Source organism: Pantoea sp. AS142, assembly GCF_037152305.1.
Lineage (GTDB): Bacteria > Pseudomonadota > Gammaproteobacteria > Enterobacterales > Enterobacteriaceae > Pantoea.
Genome location: NZ_JBBCMO010000002.1, coordinates 251,345 through 271,832 on the forward strand (window position 1 = coordinate 251,345; position 20,488 = coordinate 271,832).

At 53.1% G+C, this 20,488-nt stretch carries 20 protein-coding genes; 15 read left to right on the plus strand and 5 right to left on the minus strand.

Features of this window, described 5'->3' with window-relative positions:
* Window positions 1-52 precede the first annotated feature (52 nt).
* The 9 genes from folC to hisP all read left to right on the plus strand — a co-directional run bounded on the left by folC (window position 53) and on the right by hisP (window position 8,472).
* Window positions 53-1,321, plus strand: a complete 1,269-nt coding sequence (gene folC / locus WFO64_RS06280; RefSeq protein ID WP_337009950.1) for a bifunctional tetrahydrofolate synthase/dihydrofolate synthase — start codon at window positions 53-55, stop codon at window positions 1,319-1,321.
* Complete coding sequence (gene dedD / locus WFO64_RS06285) at window positions 1,311-2,075, plus strand: cell division protein DedD (protein WP_337009952.1); 765 nt, start codon at window positions 1,311-1,313, stop codon at window positions 2,073-2,075. The genes folC and dedD overlap by 11 nt, the downstream gene beginning before the upstream one ends.
* 265 nt (window positions 2,076-2,340) lie before the next feature.
* Window positions 2,341-2,826, plus strand: a complete 486-nt coding sequence (cvpA, locus tag WFO64_RS06290) for a colicin V production protein (RefSeq protein WP_003854265.1) — start codon at window positions 2,341-2,343, stop codon at window positions 2,824-2,826.
* Between the two features lie 37 nt (window positions 2,827-2,863).
* Window positions 2,864-4,381, plus strand: a complete 1,518-nt coding sequence (gene purF, locus WFO64_RS06295) for an amidophosphoribosyltransferase (RefSeq protein WP_337009954.1) — start codon at window positions 2,864-2,866, stop codon at window positions 4,379-4,381.
* A 113-nt stretch (window positions 4,382-4,494) separates the two neighbouring features.
* Window positions 4,495-5,064, plus strand: coding sequence for a UbiX family flavin prenyltransferase (locus tag WFO64_RS06300; protein WP_337009956.1), 570 nt, complete (start codon window positions 4,495-4,497; stop codon window positions 5,062-5,064).
* Between the two features lie 259 nt (window positions 5,065-5,323).
* Entirely contained in the window at window positions 5,324-6,106 is a 783-nt protein-coding gene (gene argT / locus WFO64_RS06305; protein ID WP_337009958.1) for a lysine/arginine/ornithine ABC transporter substrate-binding protein ArgT, read from the plus strand.
* Window positions 6,107-6,291: 185 nt separating this feature from the next.
* Entirely contained in the window at window positions 6,292-6,981 is a 690-nt protein-coding gene (locus WFO64_RS06310; RefSeq protein ID WP_337009960.1) for a histidine ABC transporter permease HisQ, read from the plus strand.
* Window positions 6,974-7,690 carry an ABC transporter permease gene (locus WFO64_RS06315; RefSeq protein ID WP_337009962.1) on the plus strand — a complete coding sequence of 239 codons (717 nt, stop codon included), beginning with the start codon at window positions 6,974-6,976 and terminating at the stop codon, window positions 7,688-7,690. Before WFO64_RS06310 ends, WFO64_RS06315 begins: the two co-directional genes overlap by 8 nt.
* A gap of 8 nt (window positions 7,691-7,698) precedes the next feature.
* Complete coding sequence (gene hisP, locus WFO64_RS06320) at window positions 7,699-8,472, plus strand: histidine ABC transporter ATP-binding protein HisP (protein ID WP_337009964.1); 774 nt, start codon at window positions 7,699-7,701, stop codon at window positions 8,470-8,472.
* 36 nt (window positions 8,473-8,508) lie between these two features.
* Here hisP and WFO64_RS06325 read toward each other — a convergent pair whose 3' ends face one another.
* Window positions 8,509-9,408, minus strand: coding sequence for a TIGR01777 family oxidoreductase (locus WFO64_RS06325; RefSeq protein WP_337009966.1), 900 nt, complete (start codon window positions 9,406-9,408; stop codon window positions 8,509-8,511).
* 182 nt (window positions 9,409-9,590) lie between these two features.
* Between WFO64_RS06325 and yfcF the strand changes: the two genes are divergently transcribed.
* Complete coding sequence (gene yfcF, locus WFO64_RS06330; RefSeq protein WP_337009968.1) at window positions 9,591-10,232, plus strand: glutathione transferase; 642 nt, start codon at window positions 9,591-9,593, stop codon at window positions 10,230-10,232.
* A 107-nt stretch (window positions 10,233-10,339) separates the two neighbouring features.
* Window positions 10,340-10,864 (plus strand): NUDIX hydrolase YfcD, encoded by a 525-nt coding sequence (yfcD, locus tag WFO64_RS06335; RefSeq protein ID WP_337009971.1) that lies wholly within the window; start codon window positions 10,340-10,342, stop codon window positions 10,862-10,864.
* Window positions 10,865-10,972: 108 nt separating this feature from the next.
* Here yfcD and pta read toward each other — a convergent pair whose 3' ends face one another.
* Both pta and ackA read right to left on the minus strand, forming a co-directional pair.
* Window positions 10,973-13,102, minus strand: a complete 2,130-nt coding sequence (pta, locus tag WFO64_RS06340; RefSeq protein ID WP_337010513.1) for a phosphate acetyltransferase — start codon at window positions 13,100-13,102, stop codon at window positions 10,973-10,975.
* A gap of 85 nt (window positions 13,103-13,187) precedes the next feature.
* Complete coding sequence (gene ackA, locus WFO64_RS06345) at window positions 13,188-14,390, minus strand: acetate kinase (RefSeq protein WP_337009972.1); 1,203 nt, start codon at window positions 14,388-14,390, stop codon at window positions 13,188-13,190.
* A gap of 337 nt (window positions 14,391-14,727) precedes the next feature.
* Between ackA and yfbV the strand changes: the two genes are divergently transcribed.
* The 3 genes from yfbV (at window position 14,728) to WFO64_RS06360 (ending at window position 16,487) form a co-directional block, all read left to right on the plus strand.
* A complete protein-coding gene (yfbV, locus tag WFO64_RS06350; RefSeq protein ID WP_337009974.1) occupies window positions 14,728-15,180 on the plus strand; it encodes a terminus macrodomain insulation protein YfbV in 453 nt (150 codons plus the stop codon).
* A 144-nt stretch (window positions 15,181-15,324) separates the two neighbouring features.
* Complete coding sequence (locus WFO64_RS06355) at window positions 15,325-15,819, plus strand: YfbU family protein (RefSeq protein WP_337009976.1); 495 nt, start codon at window positions 15,325-15,327, stop codon at window positions 15,817-15,819.
* 14 nt (window positions 15,820-15,833) lie between these two features.
* Window positions 15,834-16,487 (plus strand): sugar phosphatase, encoded by a 654-nt coding sequence (locus WFO64_RS06360; RefSeq protein WP_337009978.1) that lies wholly within the window; start codon window positions 15,834-15,836, stop codon window positions 16,485-16,487.
* A 35-nt stretch (window positions 16,488-16,522) separates the two neighbouring features.
* Here WFO64_RS06360 and yfbR read toward each other — a convergent pair whose 3' ends face one another.
* Entirely contained in the window at window positions 16,523-17,122 is a 600-nt protein-coding gene (gene yfbR / locus WFO64_RS06365) for a 5'-deoxynucleotidase (protein WP_337009980.1), read from the minus strand.
* A gap of 69 nt (window positions 17,123-17,191) precedes the next feature.
* Entirely contained in the window at window positions 17,192-18,409 is a 1,218-nt protein-coding gene (locus WFO64_RS06370) for a pyridoxal phosphate-dependent aminotransferase (protein ID WP_337009982.1), read from the minus strand.
* A 960-nt stretch (window positions 18,410-19,369) separates the two neighbouring features.
* On the opposite strand from WFO64_RS06370, the gene lrhA reads away from it, so the two are divergent.
* Window positions 19,370-20,293, plus strand: a complete 924-nt coding sequence (gene lrhA, locus WFO64_RS06375) for a transcriptional regulator LrhA (protein ID WP_013358575.1) — start codon at window positions 19,370-19,372, stop codon at window positions 20,291-20,293.
* The last annotated feature ends 195 nt before the right edge of the window (window positions 20,294-20,488 follow it).

Sequence of the window (20,488 nt, forward strand, 5' to 3'; positions counted from 1 at the left end):
ACCGTATACCGCAGCACCAGTCTGCCAGGTATAAATAAGCAAAACGGGACATATGGACAATCTTCACCTTCCTCAAGCCACGTCGCCTTTGGCCACGTGGCTTTATTATCTTGAACACCTGCATACTCAGGCCATCGAACTGGGTCTGGACCGTATTCGCCAGGTTGCACAACGTCTCGACCTGCTGAAACCCGCCTCCTTTGTCTTTACCGTGGCCGGTACTAATGGAAAAGGTACCACCTGTCGCACCCTGGAAACGCTGCTGATCGCCGCGGGCTACCGCGTTGGCGTCTATAGCTCGCCGCATCTGGTGCGCTACACCGAGCGCGTTCGGGTTCAGGGAAAGGAGCTAAGTGAAGCGCAGCACTGCGCCAGCTTTGCGGAAATTGAAGCCGGACGTGCAGATATTTCGCTGACCTACTTCGAATTTGGCACGCTCTCCGCGCTCAATCTGTTCCACCAGGCGCAGCTGGATGTGGTGATCCTTGAAGTCGGCCTCGGCGGTCGACTGGATGCCACAAACATTGTGGATGCCGATGTCGCCGTGGTCACCAGCATCGCGCTGGATCACACTGACTGGCTTGGGCCGGATCGCGAAAGCATCGGGCGTGAGAAAGCCGGTGTGTTCCGGGCGGGAAAACCTGCGGTAGTGGGTGAACCTGATATGCCGCAGAGTATTGCCGTGGTCGCACAGGAAAAAGGCGCTCAGCTGTTACAGTGCAACCGTGACTGGTCATGGCATACGCAGGCAGAAAGCTGGTCGCTGCGTGATGCGACGGGTGAGCTAAACGATCTGCCGCTGCCACAGGTGCCGCTGCCTAACGCGGCGACCGCGCTGGTGGCGCTACGGGTCTCAGGGCTTGAGGTCAGTGAGGCGCAGATTCGTGCCAGCCTGCCGCTGGCGATGCTGCCTGGGCGTTTCCAGACCCTCTGCGAATCACCACGTGTGATTCTGGATGTCGCCCATAATCCGCATGCGGCAACCTATCTGGCATCACGGTTGTCGGCATTGCCGAAACGCGGCAAAGTGCATGCCGTCGTGGGCATGCTGCATGATAAAGATATCGCCGGTACGCTGGCGGCGCTGGCACCGGTGGTCGATGTCTGGTACTGCGCACCGCTTGACGGACCGCGCGGCGCCAGTGCTGAGCAACTGCTGAGCGGCCTGTCACAGGGTGAAGCCTTTAGCTCGGTTGAGCTCGCCTGGCAGCAGGCCCGCCAGCAGGCAGCGCCGCAGGACATTGTGCTGGTCTGTGGTTCATTCCACACCGTTGCGCAGGTCATGGAATCGATTGAAACGGAGAAAGGACGTGGCAAGTAAGTTTCAGAACCGTTTAGTCGGCACCGTTATTCTGGTCGCCGTTGGCGTGATTGTACTGCCAGGGCTGCTGGATGGTCAGAAAAAGCATTACAAAGAGGAGTTCGCCGCCATTCCACTGGTGCCGAAACCTGATGATCAGCAGGATAGCGAAATGGTGCCACCGGTAACCCAGTCGCTGCCGGCACAGCCGCCGGAAGGCGCGGGCAATGCGGTCAACAGCAGCAATGGTAATGGCAAAACCAACGCCACGGCGGAGCAGGGACGGACTCAACCGGAAGATGAGAGCGATCCCGTGGTGGTCTCGCCGCCGCCGGTTCATCCGTCTGTGCCCGCACAGACGGTGACGAAACCGAAAGCGGAAGAGCCGCGTAAACCAAAAGTCGCAGAGCAGCCTAAGCAGAAACCGGTCGAACAGCAGAAGCCAAAAACCGTGGAGCAGCCCAAACCAAAGCCGGTTGAACAGCCTAAGCAGGAAGAAGCGCCAAAAGCGGCAGAGACAACGGCACCGGCAGGACAGGCTTATGTCGTGCAGTTGGGTGCACTGAAAAACGCCAGCAAAGTGAATGAGATTGTCGCGCAGTTACGGCTGTCGGGCTATCGTGCTTTTACCGTGCCTTCAACGCCGGTACAGGGACAGATCACCCGCATTTACGTTGGGCCGGATGCCTCAAAAGCCAAAATGCAGAGCGCGGTGGGCGAACTGAAAAATATCTCAGGACTGGGCGGCGTTGTGAAGCCGTACAGCGCCCGCTAAATCAGGTGATTGGCGCTGCCGATAGCAGTAACAGGCAGTGTCTTTTGCCCGAAAAGCAGAGTGCATAAAGCCTGCTACAGCGTAAAAAAATGACGATTTTCAACGGCCTGCCCGGCTGAAAATCACCCGGGCGATAGCACTTTTTTTTATCGCCTTTTTTATGGATGCAGAAAAAGAAAACCGCTACGCAAACGTTTTCTTTTTCTGTTAGAATGCGCCCCGAACTGGATGCAGGGGTGCAATTGCACTGGCGCTGGAAGAGTTCATGATCTGGATTGATTACGTCATTATTGCGGTAGTTGGTTTTTCGGCTCTGGTCAGCCTGGTCCGTGGGTTTGTCCGGGAAGCCTTATCTCTTGTTACCTGGGGATGCGCGTTTTTTGTCGCCAGTCATTACTATGCCTACCTTGCAGTCTGGTTTACAGGTTTTGACGACGAACTGGTTCGTAACGGTATCGCCATCGGTGTGCTGTTTGTGGCTACGCTGATTGTGGGGGCCATTGTGAACTACGTTATCGGCACGCTGGTGGAAAAAACCGGCCTGTCGGGAACCGACCGGGTGTTGGGCGTCTGTTTCGGGGCGTTGCGTGGTGTGCTGATTGTGGCCGCTTTGCTGTTCTTCCTTGATACATTCACTGGCTTTTCTAAAAGTCCGGACTGGCAACAGTCTCAACTCATTCCCGAGTTCAGTTATATAATCAGGTGGTTTTTTGATTACCTGAAAAGCACGTCGAGTTTTTTACCCCGGTGATGTGACCGGGAGTGCGGCTTAATGAGGAAATGACAACATGTGCGGTATTGTCGGTATCACCGGTTTCATGCCGGTCAACCAGTCGATCTATGACGCGTTAACGGTGCTCCAGCACCGCGGGCAGGATGCCGCAGGCATTTGTACCATCGATGCGCTGAAATGTTTTCGCCTGCGAAAGGCAAACGGCCTGGTCAGCGACGTTTTCGAAGCACGCCACATGCAGCGTCTGCAGGGCAATATGGGGATTGGTCACGCGCGTTATCCAACGGCGGGAAGTTCCAGTGCCTCTGAAGCGCAGCCTTTCTATGTAAACTCGCCGTATGGCATCACCCTGGCGCACAACGGTAATCTCACCAACGCCCATGTGCTGCGTAAGCACCTGTTTGAAAAGGGCCGCCGCCACGTTAATACCACCTCAGATTCTGAAATCCTGCTGAATATCTTTGCGCAGGAACTAGATCGTTTTCAAAACGATCCGCTGGAAGCCGACAACATTTTTGCTGCGGTGGCTGCAGTGCATCAGCAGGTGCGTGGCGCCTATGCGGTGGTGGCGATGATCATCGGTCACGGCATGGTCGCTTTTCGAGATCCCAACGGTATCCGTCCGCTGGTACTGGGCAAGCGTGTTATTGCGGATGGTCGCACCGAATATATGGTCGCCTCCGAGAGCGTGGCGCTGGATACGCTGGGCTTTGAGTTCATCCGTGACGTTGCACCGGGTGAAGCGGTTTATGTCACAGAGCAGGGCCAGCTTTCAACCCGCCAGTGCGCTGAAAATCCGAAAAGCAATCCCTGTTTGTTCGAGTACGTCTATTTTGCTCGCCCCGACTCGTTCCTGGACAAAATTTCGGTCTACAGCGCCCGTGTCCGTATGGGCACCAAGTTGGGCGAGAAAATTGCCCGTGAGTGGGAAGATCTGGATATCGACGTTGTGATTCCGATTCCGGAAACCTCAACCGATATCGCGCTGGAAATTGCACGTATTCTCGACAAACCCTATCGCCAGGGCTTCGTGAAAAACCGTTACGTTGGCCGCACCTTTATCATGCCGGGCCAGCAGTTACGTCGCAGCGCGGTGCGCCGCAAGCTCAACGCTAACCGGGCCGAATTCCGTGATAAAAACGTGCTACTGGTGGATGACTCGATTGTGCGCGGTACCACCTCAGAGCAGATCATTGAGATGGCGCGTGAAGCGGGTGCAAAACGGGTTTATCTGGCATCAGCGGCACCGGAAATTCGTTTCCCGAACGTCTACGGTATCGATATGCCGAGCGCCACTGAACTGATTGCGCATGGCCGCGAAGTGGAAGAGATTCGCCAGCTGATTAAAGCCGATGCGCTGATTTTTCAGGACCTTAACGATCTTATTGAAGCGGTTCGTGAAGAGAATCCAGACATTGCACAATTTGAGTGCTCAGTGTTCAATGGCATTTACGTGACGAAAGATGTTGATCAGCAGTACCTGGAGTATCTTGAGTCGCTGCGCAATGATGACGCCAAAGCGCTCCAGCGGCAGAACGAAGTCGAAAACCTTGAGCTGCATAACGAAGGCTGATGCTCCCGACAGGCGGGCAGCATAAAGCAGGGCGGGAGCAATCCCGCCCTGTTTGTTTTCATAAACCCGCTGGCCCGCGTATGATGGCGCATTGGCTGATATAAGGTTGGAATATGAAACGACTCATCATTGGCATTTCTGGCGCAAGCGGGGTGATTTATGGCGTGCGCATGCTGCAGGTATTGCAGCAGGTGGAAGAGGTTGAAACACATCTGGTTATGAGCCAGGCGGCGCGTCAGACGCTGGGGCTGGAAAGCGATTATTCGCTGCGTGACGTACAGGCGCTGGCCGATGTGGTGCATGACGTGCGCGATATTGCAGCAAATATTTCGTCTGGATCGTTTAAAACGCTGGGCATGGCAATTTTACCCTGCTCGATGAAAACGCTCTCTGGTATCGTACACAGTTACAGTGATTCGTTGCTGACCCGTGCCGCTGACGTGGTGTTGAAAGAGCAACGTAAGCTGGTTTTATGCGTGCGCGAAACCCCGCTGCATGTCGGTCACCTGCGAATGATGACCACCGCCGCAGAGCTGGGTGCCATTATCATGCCGCCGGTGCCAGCGTTTTATCATCGTCCTGAAACCATCGATCAACTGATCGATCAGACGGTTAACCGGGTTACCGACCAGTTTGATATCGAATTACCCGAAGACCTCTTTACGCGCTGGCAGGGTGCATAAAATTCCACTGGCGCACTTATTTAGTGCATAAGCGCGCCTCGGATCACTCTTCGTGCATTTGACGCACCAAAAGTTAACAACCTCGCTTTTTCTGTTTTACTTCACTGCTATATTCTCCTCACAAACACAGCGTTTACGCGAGTCTGACATCATGCTAACGGCGTGGATAACTTGCAGAACTGGCATGAAACATGCAAATTACTTTGCGCAAACACATCACGAACCACATAACAAAAAGCATTTCACTTGAGGGTAATCTATGAAAAAGCGTGTTCTGGCTCTTTCCCTGATGCTGGGCTTATCCAGTGCTGCCAGCGTCGTCGCGGCGGTTCCGGGCTCAATCCGTATCGGCACAGATCCAACTTACCCACCGTTTGAGTCGAAAAACGCGCAAGGCAAGTTAGTGGGCTTCGATATCGACCTCGCTAACGAAATTTGTAAACGTATTCATGCCCAATGTACCTATGTTGAGAGCGACTTCGATGCGTTGATTCCCTCGCTGAAAGCGAAGAAAATTGATGCCATCATCTCCTCACTTTCTATCACAGCTAAACGTCAGGAAGAGATCGCCTTCTCGGAAAAACTTTACGCCGCTAATGCGCGTTTAGTTGCACCGAAGGGATCGAAAATTGAGCCGACCATCGAGTCGCTGAAAGGCAAAAATATCGGTCTGCTGCAGGGCACCACGCAGGAAACCTATGCTAATCAGAACTGGCGGCCAAAGGGGGTAAACGTTACGCCTTATGCTAATCAGGATCTGGTCTATCAGGATCTGAATGCGGGCCGTATTGATGCTGCGTTCCAGGATGAAGTGCAGGCCAGCGAAGGCTTTCTCAAGCAGCCGGTGGGTAAAAACTACGCCTTCGCCGGTCCGGCCGTGAAAGATGACAAGATCTTTGGCGTTGGTACCGGAATGGGACTGCGTAAAGATGACAGCGAACTGAAAGCGGCTATCGACAAAGCCGTTGCTGACATGCGTAAAGATGGTACCTACGACAAGATTGCGAAGAAATATTTCGATTTCAATGTGTACGGCGACTAACCATCCTGTCGCTTTACCCTCTGAGTACCCTGCCGTTTTGTCGGGCATGAGCCGTTTCTGCTAGGCGCTGAACCCCGACCTTTTACGTAAATGGCGGATGGCAGGGTTAAGGGAGAGGTAGAGCCAAACTGCCCGTCTCGCTTGCGGGCAGCGTTTCGTTTTCACCCCACGACAGGACCCTCTCGATGTTGTATGGCTATTCTGATGTAATTCTTCGGGGCACGCTGGTAACACTGGAGCTAGCACTGACCTCCGTGGTGCTGGCAGTGCTGCTGGGCCTGATTGGCGCAGGCGCGAAACTGTCGCGCAGCCGGCCGCTGGCGATGATTTTTGAAGGCTACACCACGTTGATTCGTGGCGTGCCAGACCTCGTACTGATGCTGCTGATCTTTTACGGTCTGCAGATTGTCCTCAACCAGGTAACCGATGCGCTGGGCATTGCCCAGTTTGATATTGATCCGATGGTCGCCGGTATCATCACGCTCGGTTTTATCTATGGTGCCTACTTCACTGAAACGTTCCGTGGCGCTTTTATGGCCGTACCAAAAGGGCAGATTGAAGCGGCAACCGCGTTTGGCTTTACCGGCGCGCAAGTGTTCAGACGCATTTTGTTCCCGGCCATGATGCGCTACGCGCTGCCAGGCATCGGTAACAACTGGCAGGTGATTCTCAAAGCCACTGCGCTGGTCTCGCTGCTGGGGCTGGAAGATGTGGTGAAGGCGACGCAGCTGGCGGGGAAAAGTACCTGGCAGCCGTTCTACTTCGCCATTGTGGCGGGTGTCATTTATCTGGTGTTCACCACGCTGTCGAACGGCGTGCTGTGGTGGCTGAACCGGCGCTATACGGTCGGCGTGAAGAGGGCGAGTTATGATTGAGATTATTCAGGAATACTGGAAATCGCTGCTCTGGACTGACGGTTATCGTTTTACCGGTGTCGCCATCACCCTGTGGCTGCTGATTCTCTCAGTCTCCCTTGGCGGCTGCCTGGCCATCCTGCTGGCGATAGCGCGGGTTTCGCCTAACCGGTTTATCAGTTTTCCGGTCTGGCTCTTTACCTACGTGTTTCGCGGCACGCCGCTCTATGTGCAGCTGCTGGTGTTCTACTCCGGGATGTACACGCTGGAGATTGTGAAAGGCACTGAACTGCTGAACGCGTTTTTCCGCAGTGGCCTGAACTGTACGCTGCTCGCTTTCACCCTTAACACCTGTGCCTATACCACGGAAATCTTTGCGGGTGCGATTCGCGCGGTGCCACACGGTGAAATTGAAGCGGCGCGGGCTTACGGCTTCTCCACCTTTAAGCTCTATCGCTGCATTATCCTGCCCTCGGCGCTTCGTACCGCACTGCCGGTCTACAGCAACGAAGTGATTTTGATGCTGCACTCCACGGCGCTGGCCTTTACCGCCACGGTGCCGGATCTGCTGAAAATCGCGCGGGATATTAACTCGGCGACCTATCAGCCGTTTACCGCCTTTGGCCTGGCGGCTGTGTTGTACCTGATTATCTCTTACGTGTTGATCAGCCTGTTTCGCCTGGCGGAACGCCGCTGGCTGGCCCACGTGAAACCCTCTTCATCGCATTGAGTAGAACTATGGCTGACAATAAATTAAGCGTCACCGAATTGCATAAACATTACGGTGAACATGAAGTGCTGAAAGGGGTCTCGTTAACTGCTAAAGCGGGTGATGTGATCAGTATCATTGGATCGTCCGGTTCAGGGAAAAGTACCTTTTTACGCTGCATCAACTTCCTCGAAAAACCGAGCGAAGGCAGTATCGTGGTCAACAACCAACAAATCACGTTAGTCCGTGACAAAGATGGTCAGCTCAAGGTGGCTGACAAAGAACAGTTGCGCGCGTTGCGTACCAGTCTGACCATGGTGTTCCAGCACTTTAATCTGTGGAGCCACATGACAGTGCTGGAAAACGTGATGGAAGCCCCGATCCAGGTGCTGGGGCTGAGCAAAGCGGAGGCACGCGAACGCGCCATCCGCTATCTCGATAAAGTGGGCATTGATGCGCGGGCCCAGGCGAAGTATCCGGTTCACCTCTCTGGTGGTCAGCAGCAGCGTGTATCGATTGCACGCGCACTGGCGATGGAGCCAGAGGTGCTGCTATTTGACGAACCGACCTCGGCACTGGATCCGGAACTGGTAGGCGAAGTGCTCCGCATCATGCAGAAGTTGGCAGAAGAGGGCAAAACGATGGTGGTAGTGACCCACGAGATGGAGTTTGCCCGTCACGTATCCAGCCATGTGATTTTCCTGCATCAGGGCAAAATCGAAGAGCAGGGACCGCCTGCGGAGCTGTTCGGCAGCCCGAAAAGCCCGCGTTTACAGCAGTTCCTTAAGGGATCGCTGAAGTAATCCTGAAGCCCGCGTCTGACAGGCGCGGGCTTCAGGTTAATGATTCACCACATCCTGCAATGCCTCCTGGAGATCGTACCAGCGGAAGCCGAAACCTGAGGCTTCCAGCCGCTTTGGCAGCACATGCTGTCCTCCCAGCACCAGTACCGACGATTCGCCCATCATCAGCTTAATGGCGCTGGCTGGCGTGCGCATAAACGCGGGCCGATGCATCACCTGACCCAGTGTTGCCGCAAACTGCTCATTACGCACCGCATAGGGGGCGACCATATTGAATGGACCTCGCAGATCGTCATGATTCAGCAGCCAGATAATGGCGTTAATCATATCGTCAAGATGGATCCAGGGCAGATACTGTTTGCCATTGCCGATTGGCCCGCCAATACCGAGTTTAAAGGGCAGCTTCATTTTGCTGAGCGCGCCGCCCTCGGGAGCCAGCACCACGCCGGTCCGCAGCAGGCATACGCGGGTGCGTTCGCTTTCAGCCGCCAGGGCCAGCTGCTCCCAGCGGGCGCAGAGCTGATGCGTAAATTCATCCTGACCCTGATCCTCTTCAGTGAGCACCAGATCGCCGGTATTGCCATAAAAGCCGGTTGCCGAACCTGAGATGAGTACGGAGGGTGGCGTGGCGCTGGCGTTGATCAGGGAGGCGATCTGCTCGGTTATCTGCCAGCGGCTTTCGCACAGCTGTTGTTTATGTGGCTCCGTCCAGCGTTTGTCTGCGATGGGTTCTCCCGCCAGATTAATCACCGCATCGATGTTATCCAGGTTTGGCTGCTGCGCCAGACCTGACCAGAACGCGACGTTCTCGCCCAGTTTTTCACGCGCGCTGATCACATCACGCGTCACCACACTAATCTGATGCCCCAGCTGTTGCAGGCGTGGAATCAGGTGACGGCCAATCAGTCCTGTGCCACCGGTAATAAGAATGTGCATGTTGCGGCTCCCTTGATGTTTTTGTTATTTGCACCTTTCAGCATAGAAGAGTGGAGCCACTCTATAGTGAGTCGCGTCGCGCTTTCTTATTCCGGAGGCAGAGATCGGATCAGCTCAGCGTTGCCTTCGTAAAAAAAAATCGGTAAACATGATGCAACCCTGACAGCCAATTGAGGTAACCGATGAATTATCCGTCCATCACCCTATGGTCAGATTCATCATTTTTCAGTCCTTACGCCATGTCGGCCTACGTCGCTCTTACCGAAAAGGGGATCCCGTTCCAGCTGAAACGCGTCGATTTGTCGCAGAATCAGCAATACGCCGCGGCTTACCGTGAACTTTCGCTGACCTGCCGGGTGCCGACTCTGCAAATTGATGATTTCCTGTTAAGCGAATCCTCAGCGATTACTGAATATCTCGAAGAGCGTTTTCTGGCACCCGAGTTTGAACGCCTCTATCCACGTGACCGTGAGAAGCGCGCCCGCGCCAGAGAGATTCAGGCCTGGTTGCGCAGCGACTTCCTGTGTATCCGTCAGGAGCGTCCGACAGAAGTGTTGTTTGCCGGTGAGCGTTTTGCGCCGCTGACCGCGTCAGCGCAGCAGACGGTGGATAAACTCGTTACGGCAGTGAATCGCCTGCTGCCGGACGGGCAACAGAACTTGTTTGGCGAGTGGTCAATTGCAGATACCGATCTGGCGATAATGCTTAACCGGCTGGTATTGCATGGCGATCCCTTGCCCGTCCGTTTACAGCATTATGCTGAGTTTCAGTGGCAGCGAGCCTCGGTACAGCTGTGGTTAGCAGAAAGTGGTAAAAATCGGTAACAGCCAGGGCTTGCTCAGGCTGGCGGAAGTGATTACCTTACGCCACATAAAAATAACAAGTGGCAAACTGCGTACCCAAGTGTACGCCAAACAGGAAAGGGTTACGGATGGTGGATCAAACTGCGGGTGACGGCATCGAATGGGTCGATATCGTAAGCGAAGAGAATGAAGTCGTTGCTCAGGCGACACGTGCGCAGATGCGCGCTCAGTGCCTGCGTCACCGCGCCACCTATATCGTGGTTCATGACGGTATGGGCAAGATTCTGGTACAGCGTCGCACTGAGATAAAAGATTTTATGCCGGGCAAACTGGACGCAACCGCAGGGGGCGTAGTGCAGAGCGGTGAAGATATGCTGGAATCTGCGCGACGTGAAGCGGAAGAGGAGTTAGGGATTGCTGCGGTACCGTTTGCTGAGCATGGCAAATTTTACTTCGAAGATCAGCATTGTCGCGTCTGGGGCGGTCTGTTCAGTTGCGTGTCGCACGGGCCATTCGCCATGCAGGAGTCGGAAGTCGATGAGATTATCTGGATGACACCCGATGAGATCACCGCGCGTTGTGATGAGTTCACTGACGATTCACTTAAAGCGCTCTCACTGTGGATGAGTCGCAACGGCGAAAACCGCGCCTGAAAACGGGCGCTCTGACGCATGTCACCGACTGGCGTTAACGCGAACAGCTGGGTTACCGACGAAAAAAGGCATGCCCTGGGGCATGCCTTTTTCGTTATCGACTGACGCTTAGCCTTCTGCCTGTTGAGACTGAATAGCCGTCAGGGCGATGGTATAAACGATGTCATCAACCAGCGCGCCGCGCGACAGGTCGTTGACCGGTTTACGCATACCCTGCAGCATTGGTCCGATCGAGATCAGATCGGCTGAACGTTGTACCGCTTTGTAAGTGGTGTTACCGGTGTTGAGATCCGGGAAAATGAATACAGTAGCGCGACCCGCAACCTGTGAATTTGGTGCTTTTGATTTCGCCACATCTTCCATGATCGCGGCGTCATACTGCAGCGGACCATCGATCACCAGATCAGGACGTTTTTCCTGCGCAATACGCGTTGCTTCGCGCACTTTTTCAACGTCGCTGCCTGCACCTGAAGTGCCGGTAGAGTAGGAGATCATTGCAACCCGTGGGTCGATACCAAAGGCTTTGGCTGAATCGGCTGACTGGATGGCAATCTCAGCAAGCTGCTCGGCGGTCGGATCCGGGTTAATCGCGCAGTCACCGTAAACCAGCACCTGCTCCGGCAGCAGCATAAAGAACACCGAGGAAACCAGTGAGCTGTTAGGCGCGGTTTTGATCAGCTGCAGTGGCGGACGAATGGTGTTGGCGGTGGTGTGAACCGCACCTGAAACCAGGCCATCCACTTCGCCGCTCTCCAGCATCATGGTACCGAGTACGACGTTATCTTCCAGCTGCTCCTGGGCGACCACTTCGGTCATGCCTTTGCTCTTACGCAACTCAACCAGACGCGGTACGTAGTTTTGACGAACCTGTTCCGGGTCAACAATCTCAACCCCTTTGCCCAGTTCGACACCCTGAGCCGCAGCGACACGCTGAATCTCATCCGGGTTGCCTATCAGTACGCAGGTGGCGATGCCGCGTTCAGCACAGATAGCAGCCGCCTTAACGGTACGCGGCTCATCACCCTCTGGCAGCACCACGCGTTTGCCCGCTTTACGCGCCAGCTCGGTCAGCTGGTAGCGGAAGGCGGGTGGCGAAAGGCGACGGCTGCGTTCTGACGTGGCGGTGAGTGACTCAATCCACTCGGCGTTAATGTAGCTGGCGACATATTCCTGCACTTTCTCGATGCGCTGCGTATCGTCAGCGGGCACTTCAAGATTAAAGCTCTGCAGGCTCAGGGAGGTCTGCCAGGTATTGGTTTTCACCATAAACACCGGCAGGCCGGTCTGGAAGGCACGGTCGCAGAGACGCGCGATACGATCGTCAATCTCATAGTTACCGGTCAGCAATATAGCGCCAATTTCAATGCCATTCATGGCAGCCAGACAGGCGGCAACCAGTACATCCGGGCGATCTGCGGAGGTGACCAGCAGTGAGCCAGGACGGAAATGCTCCAGCATGTGCGGGATACTACGGGCGCAGAACGTTACCGATTTAACACGGCGGGTCTGAATCTCACCTTCGTTGATGATGCGCGCATCCAGGTGGTGACACATATCGATCGCGCGGGTGGCAATCAGGTCAAAGCTCCACGGCACGCAGCCCAGCACCGGCAGCGGGCTGTCTGAGAACAGCTGCTTAGGATCGATATTGGCGATACTGGCTTTTGACGAGTCATCAAAAATTTCTGACAGGTCAGGGCGGGTACGCCCCTGGTCATCGACCGGCGCATTGAGTTTATTGATAATTACGCCGGTGATATTTTTGTTCTTCTGACCGCCGAAACTGCTTTGAGTCAACTCAATACGCTCTTTCAGCTGTGCCGGGGAGTCATTGCCCAGCGCCATCACGAAGACGATTTCCGCATTCAGGGTTTTCGCGATTTCATAGTTCAGCGCGTTGGCGAACTGATGCTTGCGCGTGGGGACCAGACCTTCAACCAGCACCACTTCGGCATCTTGCGTGTTGGCATGGTAACGGGAGATGATCTCCTCCATTAGCACATCCTGCTGGTTCGATCCCAGCAGTGATTCAACACGTGACATCTGCAGCGGTTCGGCGGCAGGAATCGACGAGTTCTTACGGATAATGGTGGTGGTTTGATCTGGGGTATCGCCGCCGGCACGCGGCTGAGCAATTGGCTTAAAGACGCTGAGGCGTACGCCTTTGCGTTCCATGGCGCGGATAACGCCGAGGCTGACGCTGGTCAGGCCGACGCGGGTGCCGGTCGGAATGAGCATAATTGTACGTGACACGTGTGAACCTCTCAGTAATGGCATGGTGTCAAAAACAACTCCGTCAGCCTGAGCTGACGGAGAGAAGCGTTTACGCAGTCAGACGCGCGGCGTCTTGAGCAATGACCAGCTCTTCGTTGGTCGGAATCACTAACGCCGGGCGGGTGCCTTCTTTATTGATGTAGCCAGACTTGCCGAAACGGGCCGCCAGATTGCGATCGTGATCGACGTCAAAGCCCAGCAGCGCCAGTTTTTTCAGTGAGAGCTCTCGTACCATCGCGGCGTTTTCACCGATGCCGCCAGTAAACACAACGGCGTCAAGACGGCCATCCATCAGTGCGGTGTAGCTGCCGATATATTTCGCCAGGCGATGACAGAACACATCCATTGCGCGCTTCGCATCTTGTTTGGTGGCGCAGTTCTCTTCTACGTAGCGGCAGTCGCTGGTGACTTCGGTCAGTCCTAACAGGCCAGACTCTTTGGTCAATAGTTTATTGATGGCATCAACGCTCATACCCAGCGTATCGTGCAGGAAGAAGATAATTGCCGGATCGATGTCGCCACTGCGAGTGCCCATCACCAGGCCTTCCAGCGGGGTCAAGCCCATAGAGGTGTCCACGCACGCGCCGTTACGAATGGCAGAGACAGAACCTCCGTTGCCGAGGTGGCAAGTGATAATGTTCAATGACTCCAGCGGTTTGTTGAGCATTTTGGCGGCTTCGTGAGTCACATAGAAGTGGCTGGTACCATGTGCGCCATAGCGACGAACGCCATGCTCTTTATACAGTTTGTACGGCAGCGCATAAAGATAAGACTCTTCCGGCATTGTCTGATGGAAAGCGGTGTCAAATACCGCGACATTCTTATCTGACAGGTGAGGGAAGTTTTTCATCGCTTCATCAATACCGATCAGATGCGCCGGATTGTGCAGCGGTGCAAAAGAAGAGGCGTCTTTGATGCCCTGTACCACTTCTTCAGTAATGATGACTGAGTGAGTCAGCTTCTCTCCGCCATGAACGATACGATGTCCAATTGCAGCAATTTGTGCCGACAGCTCAGGTTTTTGTGCCAGAATGGTTTTAACGATAAAGTTAAGCGCTTCGCTATGCGCTGCGCCAGCACCCAGAGGCGCTTCCTGTTTTTCGCCTTCCAGCTTCCATTTGATGCGGGCTTCAGGAAGGTGAAAACATTCCGCCAGGCCCGACAGGAATTCTTCACCGCTGGCAGGGTTAAGGATGGCAAACTTAAGGGAAGAACTGCCACAGTTCAGAACCAGAACTAACTTACTCGACATGGAAGTACCTATTTTTTGAGAGTGGCTAAATTAAACGCAATCAGACTAACAGCGTAGCCCATTAGAGCGGGTAGATTAATGACAAACATCATGCGGTAGACAGAATTCTGCATTTCCGCAAAAAATTTCGGTAATCTTACGCGAAAATTTGAAGGTTACCGTGTTGACAGATGGCTCAGCCTCTTCCCAAAGGCGCATCCCGCTTCCGGAAAAGGGTAAAAACGGCGTCAGAATAGCTGGAGTCATCTTTAAAGACAAAAAAAATTGAAGGATGTCACGTAAAGTTGTGTGGTTATAACTATATTTTTAATATTTACAGAATTAGTTGAGGTGAGCCATGGCGAATGAATCTGGCAGTACCAATTGGTTTCGGATGTTTCAACGCGGCCAACATTATATGAAGACCTGGCCTGCTGATAAGCGCCTGGCTCCCGTGTTCCCGGAAAACCGTGTTTCATCGGCAACGCGCTTTGCCATTCGCTTTATGCCACCTTTGGCGATTTTTACGCTGACCTGGCAGATAGCTATGGGGGGGCAATTAGGCCCAGCTGTGGCGACGGCGCTGTTTGCCTGTAGCCTGCCGATGCAGGGATTATGGTGGCTGGGGAAGCGGTCAGTGACGCCGCTGCCGCCAACGCTGCTTAACTGGTTTCATGAAGTGCGTGCCCGGCTGGAAGAGGCCGGCCAGGCGAGTGCGCCTGTAGAAGGCAAGCCGACCTATCAGGCGCTGGCCGATCTCTTAAAGCGGGCGTTTAAACTACTTGACCGCACCTTCCTCGACGATCTCTGATCTTTCCCTGGACGGCGGTAAAAAATTACCGCTAACCTGCGGCCAAATCAAAGAAAGGCGATACGGCGATTTTCGTGTCACTCACGCTGTGCAATCATTTCTCCATTGTTGATTAACTGAGCGGTCTCTGACCAGGAGTGAATGATGGAAATGACCCATGCGCAGCGTTTGATTCTCACTAACCAATACAAAATCATGGCCATGCTTGAGCCAGAAAATGCTGAACGCTTTCGCCGCTACCAGACCATCATCGAACGCGGTTATGCGCTGCAGATGCGTGAGCTGGATAAAGAGTTTGGCGAACTTAGCGAAGCGATCTGTCGGACGGTGATCGACATTATGGAAATGCATCACGCCCTCCACGTCTCCTGGTCGAACCTTAAAGATAAAGGTCAGCTTGAAGAACGCCGTCTCGCCTTTCTGGGCTTTGATGCGGCAACCGAAGCACGACTGCTGAGTTATGTCCGTTTTATGGTTAATACAGAAGGGCGTTACACCCACTTCGATTCCGGTACACATGGTTTTAATGCGCAGACCCCGATGTGGGAAAAGTATCAACGCATGTTAGCTTTGTGGCAGACTTGTCCGCGCCAGTACCATTTAAGTGCAAATGAAATTGCGCAAGTGATTAATGCCTGATTGAGGAGGAGCGCGTGACCTACAGAGGTTTTCTATTTGATTTAGACGGCACGCTGGTGGATTCACTGCCAGCGGTTGAACGAGCCTGGAGCCAGTGGGGTGCCCGTCATGGCATTGCGGCCGATGACATCCTGGATTTCATCCATGGCAAACAGGCGATCACCTCTCTGCGTCATTTCATGGCAGGCCAGTCGGAAGCGGCTATTCAGGCGGAGTTTGTCGCGTTGGAGCAGGCTGAAGCAGCGGATACCGATGGCGTGCAGGCGCTGCCAGGCGCCAATGCGCTGCTGAACCGGCTCAACGAGCTGCAGATTCCCTGGGCGATTGTCACTTCAGGCTCAGTGCCGGTCGCACATGCACGTCATAAAGCCGCAGGATTACCGAAGCCCGCGGTGTTTATTACCGCAGAGCAGGTGGCTAAAGGTAAACCTGAGCCCGATCCCTACCTGCTTGGAGCGGAGAAGCTCGGATTAGCGGCGACATCGTGTGTGGTGGCAGAAGATGCGCCCGCCGGAATTTTATCCGGCCTGAATGCCGGTTGCGCGGTGATAGCCATCAATGCCCCGGCGGAAACGCCACGGCTGGATGAAGTGGCGCTTCAGCTCGAATCACTGACCTCACTGGTAATAACCTGCACTTCTGACGGCAGCTTTACCTTCAGTCAGTAGGCTTAAAGGGCGGCCCGGCGGTCAGACCGTCGGGTTTACAGTGGCGTATCCTGTGAGATCTCATCCAGCGACAGGCTGAAGCTCGGAATAAACACCTCAACAAAAAAATCCATTTCCGGTGAACGGCGTTGCGCTAAGGTTTTTTCCAGCCGCGCTTTAGCCAGTAAAAATTCGTTGTTTCCGGCAGACAGTTCCTCAAGACACTTTACATAAGCGCAGAGTGCATCTGCCTGTTTCACAACGGCCTGCTCCTCTTCACTGTGCAAATGTTCATCGATTAGCGGGCGGTAGATCGCCTGAAACTCTTCAGGCAGCATCTCAATCAATTTCTGCTGGGCAATCTTCTCGATTTTTTTATATTCGTGGGCGATCTGTGCGTTGTAATACTTAACCGGAGTCGGTAAATCGCCAGTGAGGACTTCGCTGGCATCGTGATAGAGCGCCAGCATGGCAATGCGATCGGCATTAAGCGATCCACTGAACTTAAGATTTTTTATTATGGCCAGGGCATGCGCTACCATGGCGACCTGCAGACTGTGTTCAGAAACATTTTCGGTGCGCACATTGCGCATCAATGGCCAGCGATTGATCAGCTTAAGACGGGAGAGGTGAGCAAAGAAGTGACTTTGTGTCATGAGCGTTCCTGTTGGCAGGCAGGGGAGAGACAGGCTCCCCCCAAATAACGTCAGTATACGCGGCTGCGATTACTGACGATAGCCTTGCAGGAAGCGTCCAAATTTATAAATTGCCATCTCCAGATCATCGACGCGTGGCAGCGTAACAATGCGCAGGTGATCGGGCCATGGCCAGTTAAAAGCACTGCCCTGAACCAGCAGGACTTTCTCCTGTAGCAGAAAATCCAGCACCATCTTTTGATCGTCGAAGATGTTGAATTTTTTGGCATCTATTTTCGGAAACATGTAAAGCGCACCCTGCGGTTTCACACAGCTGACACCAGGAATATCGTTGATCAACTCCCAGGCGCGCTGCCGCTGCTCGTAGAGACGACCGCCAGGCATGATAAATTCGCTGATACTCTGGTAGCCGCCCAGCGCCGTCTGAATCGCATGCTGCGCCGGCACGTTGGCACAGAGGCGCATCGAGGCGAGCATCTCGAGGCCTTCTATATAGCCTTTAGCATGTTTCTTTGGCCCATTCAGTACCATCCAGCCCTGACGGAATCCGGCAACGCGATAGGTTTTGGAGAGGCCATTGAAGGTGACGGTCAGTAGATCGGGGGCCAGCGCAGCGATGCAGTGGTGCTGTGCGTCGTCATAAAGGATCTTGTCGTAGATCTCGTCAGCAAAAATGATCAGATTATGCTGACGCGCAATCTCAACAACTTCTAACAGCAACTCTTTGCTGTAGACCGCGCCGGTTGGGTTGTTCGGGTTGATAATCACGATGCCGCGGGTACGCGGCGTGATCTTACTGCGTATATCATCCAGGTCCGGGAACCAGCCAGCTGACTCGTCACACAAATAGTGCACTGCTTTACCGCTGGAAAGGGAAACTGCGGCCGTCCATAACGGATAGTCGGGTGCCGGCACCAGCATTTCGTCGCCGCTGTTCAGTAACGCCTGCATCGACTGCACGATGAGCTCTGAAACCCCGTTGCCAATGTAGATATCTTCTACCGTGACATCGCGCATGTCGCGCGCCTGGTAGTGCTGCATGATCGCTTTTCGGGCGGAATAGAGACCCTTGGAGTCGCAATAGCCCTGAGCGCTGGGAAGGTTACGAATAACATCGACCAGAATCTCATCCGGTGCTTCGAAACCAAACGGCGCCGGATTGCCGATGTTAAGCTTCAGAACTTTGTTGCCTTCTTCTTCGAGGCGCTTCGCCTCTTTCAGTACCGGGCCACGAATGTCATAGCAGACGTTGTCGAGTTTTCCGGATTTATTAATTTGAAAAGTCATTGTTACCGCCTTAATGGGCAGAATTCTTTTGGCTGCCACAGAAATCGAACCCGCACAATGTACTCTCCTCACGGTCACAAAAGAAGGGTGCCGCACCGTTTTGGCGGGTTCAACAACTTTTAGCACGATGTGCAGCATAAAAGACAAGTTGAGATACTTAAGGTGGTAAATGAAACCTTAAATTATGGAAAATTCAGGACTTAAGTCTACCTAATGAGCTGCTGAGCCAACATACGCTTTTGGCATTATGAAAGTTATCTGGAAGCTATCGAGGTTCAACATTTCTGTGCGGCTTAAATATACACACAGAGAAATAGTTAAATTTTATTTCATAAAAGTTCAGTTTGTACGCAGTTTTATAATTCAGGGAACGTTCACGCCTTAGCGCTGCTTAAGAGTGTCTCTTTTAAGGCCTTGTGATCACCGGCAAAGTGCCAAAAGAAGAGCTTCATATGGCAACTTAGTGGCAGGATTCTGAGGAGTAATTAACACTTCCTCACTAAATTTCAGAATGCTGAAGGCTTAAAAAGTGATCAATAATATGGCATAAGGGTCTGTAAAAGCCTTTAGCACAAAATTTACAGCGCTTTTCACAAAATCATTTCCATTTTGAAGTCAAAAATGATTAAGTATAATTTATTATTTAGCGCACTAAGCCGCTTCGTCCTGGCAGCCCGTAAAGTGCGTTTTTTATCCTGCCCGTTTCTTTTTGGGGGAGTAAGACAACTACGCAGCTTCCTGCATTCGCGCACCCAGCGCCATCGGTTCAGAAGTTGTATCTGTCTTAATAGCACTGTGACCCTTTCAGCTAAGTTAACAGTGCATGTTCCACATAAACATTTTTTTGTGTCAGTCTTAACACAGGACTGTCATTGAGCACCATTACTGCTTATCACTTTGATAAGCTTGTGATAACACCAGGGTAGTAGTTCGTAAAATCTTATAAGTGAAGAAAAAATCATGACTAATGCAAATCGTCCGATACTAAATCTCGACCTCGATCTGCTGAGAACTTTTGTTGCCGTTGCGGATTTGAATACCTTTGCAGCGGCCGCTGCAGCGGTCTGCAGAACCCAATCAGCAGTCAGTCAGCAGATGCAGCGTCTGGAACAATTGGTAGGTAAAGAGCTGTTTGCCAGACATGGACGTAATAAGCTGTTAACAGAGCATGGAATCCAGCTTTTAGGCTATGCCAGAAAAATTCTTCGTTTCAACGACGAAGCCTGCACTTCTCTGATGTACAGCAACATTCAGGGCGTGCTGACCATTGGTGCCTCAGATGACACGTCTGACACCATTCTGCCGTTCCTGCTAAATCGGGTGACCTCGGTTTATCCGAAACTGGCAATTGATGTGCGGGTTAAACGTAATCCATTTATGATGGAGATGCTCAATCAGGGTGAAGTGGACCTGGTTGTGACGACCTCCAGCCCGGGTAATTTTACCTATCAGGTACTGCGTACTTCACCAACTTTGTGGTACTGCGCAGCGGATTATATCTTCCAGCGTGGCGAAGCCATTCCATTAGTGCTGTTGGATGAGCCAAGTCCTTATCGTGATATGGCTATTGATCATCTTAATGAAGCGGGCATTCCGTGGCGCATCTCCTATGTCGCTTCCACACTGGCTGCAGTGCGGGCTGCGGTGAAAGCGGGATTAGGTGTGACGGCCCGTCCGGTCGAGATGATGAGCCCGGAACTCCGTGTTATGGGCGCGGCTGAAGGGTTGCCGGTACTGCCGGATACGCAATATCTGCTGTGCCGTAATCCTGACAGCGATAATGAACTGGCGCTGGCTATCTTCAATGCTATGCAGTCCACTAATGACCCGTATAATCTGAGCAATAATCCTGACGGTACGCTGTTGCTGGATGACGAAGAGTAATTTCGTTAACGTGTTGTACTCAATACCGGTGCCATTGCCTTAATAAACGCTTATAAATAAGCCTCTCATTCCCTGAAAAGAACGAGAGGCTTTTTTATGCGTGCTCCATGCCCGACTCTCCCTCTCATTACACTCCATAATGTTACTCCCATAAATTAATTTCACTCCTGAGTGAACTGAAATTTGCTGACCGAA

Coding starts and splice junctions, on each gene's coding strand:
- WFO64_RS06300 (WP_337009956.1), top strand. CDS start 4,495: ATGAAACGACTCATCATTGGCATTTCTGGCGCAAGCGGGGTGATTTAT.
- lrhA (WP_013358575.1), top strand. CDS start 19,370: ATGACTAATGCAAATCGTCCGATACTAAATCTCGACCTCGATCTGCTG.
- purF (WP_337009954.1), top strand. CDS start 2,864: ATGTGCGGTATTGTCGGTATCACCGGTTTCATGCCGGTCAACCAGTCG.
- WFO64_RS06315 (WP_337009962.1), top strand. CDS start 6,974: ATGATTGAGATTATTCAGGAATACTGGAAATCGCTGCTCTGGACTGAC.
- yfcD (WP_337009971.1), top strand. CDS start 10,340: ATGGTGGATCAAACTGCGGGTGACGGCATCGAATGGGTCGATATCGTA.
- yfcF (WP_337009968.1), top strand. CDS start 9,591: ATGAATTATCCGTCCATCACCCTATGGTCAGATTCATCATTTTTCAGT.
- cvpA (WP_003854265.1), top strand. CDS start 2,341: ATGATCTGGATTGATTACGTCATTATTGCGGTAGTTGGTTTTTCGGCT.
- pta (WP_337010513.1), bottom strand. CDS start 13,102: ATGCTCATTCCGACCGGCACCCGCGTCGGCCTGACCAGCGTCAGCCTC.
- WFO64_RS06325 (WP_337009966.1), bottom strand. CDS start 9,408: ATGCACATTCTTATTACCGGTGGCACAGGACTGATTGGCCGTCACCTG.
- ackA (WP_337009972.1), bottom strand. CDS start 14,390: ATGTCGAGTAAGTTAGTTCTGGTTCTGAACTGTGGCAGTTCTTCCCTT.
- WFO64_RS06310 (WP_337009960.1), top strand. CDS start 6,292: ATGTTGTATGGCTATTCTGATGTAATTCTTCGGGGCACGCTGGTAACA.
- yfbR (WP_337009980.1), bottom strand. CDS start 17,122: ATGACACAAAGTCACTTCTTTGCTCACCTCTCCCGTCTTAAGCTGATC.
- WFO64_RS06370 (WP_337009982.1), bottom strand. CDS start 18,409: ATGACTTTTCAAATTAATAAATCCGGAAAACTCGACAACGTCTGCTAT.
- WFO64_RS06355 (WP_337009976.1), top strand. CDS start 15,325: ATGGAAATGACCCATGCGCAGCGTTTGATTCTCACTAACCAATACAAA.
- argT (WP_337009958.1), top strand. CDS start 5,324: ATGAAAAAGCGTGTTCTGGCTCTTTCCCTGATGCTGGGCTTATCCAGT.
- folC (WP_337009950.1), top strand. CDS start 53: ATGGACAATCTTCACCTTCCTCAAGCCACGTCGCCTTTGGCCACGTGG.
- yfbV (WP_337009974.1), top strand. CDS start 14,728: ATGGCGAATGAATCTGGCAGTACCAATTGGTTTCGGATGTTTCAACGC.
- hisP (WP_337009964.1), top strand. CDS start 7,699: ATGGCTGACAATAAATTAAGCGTCACCGAATTGCATAAACATTACGGT.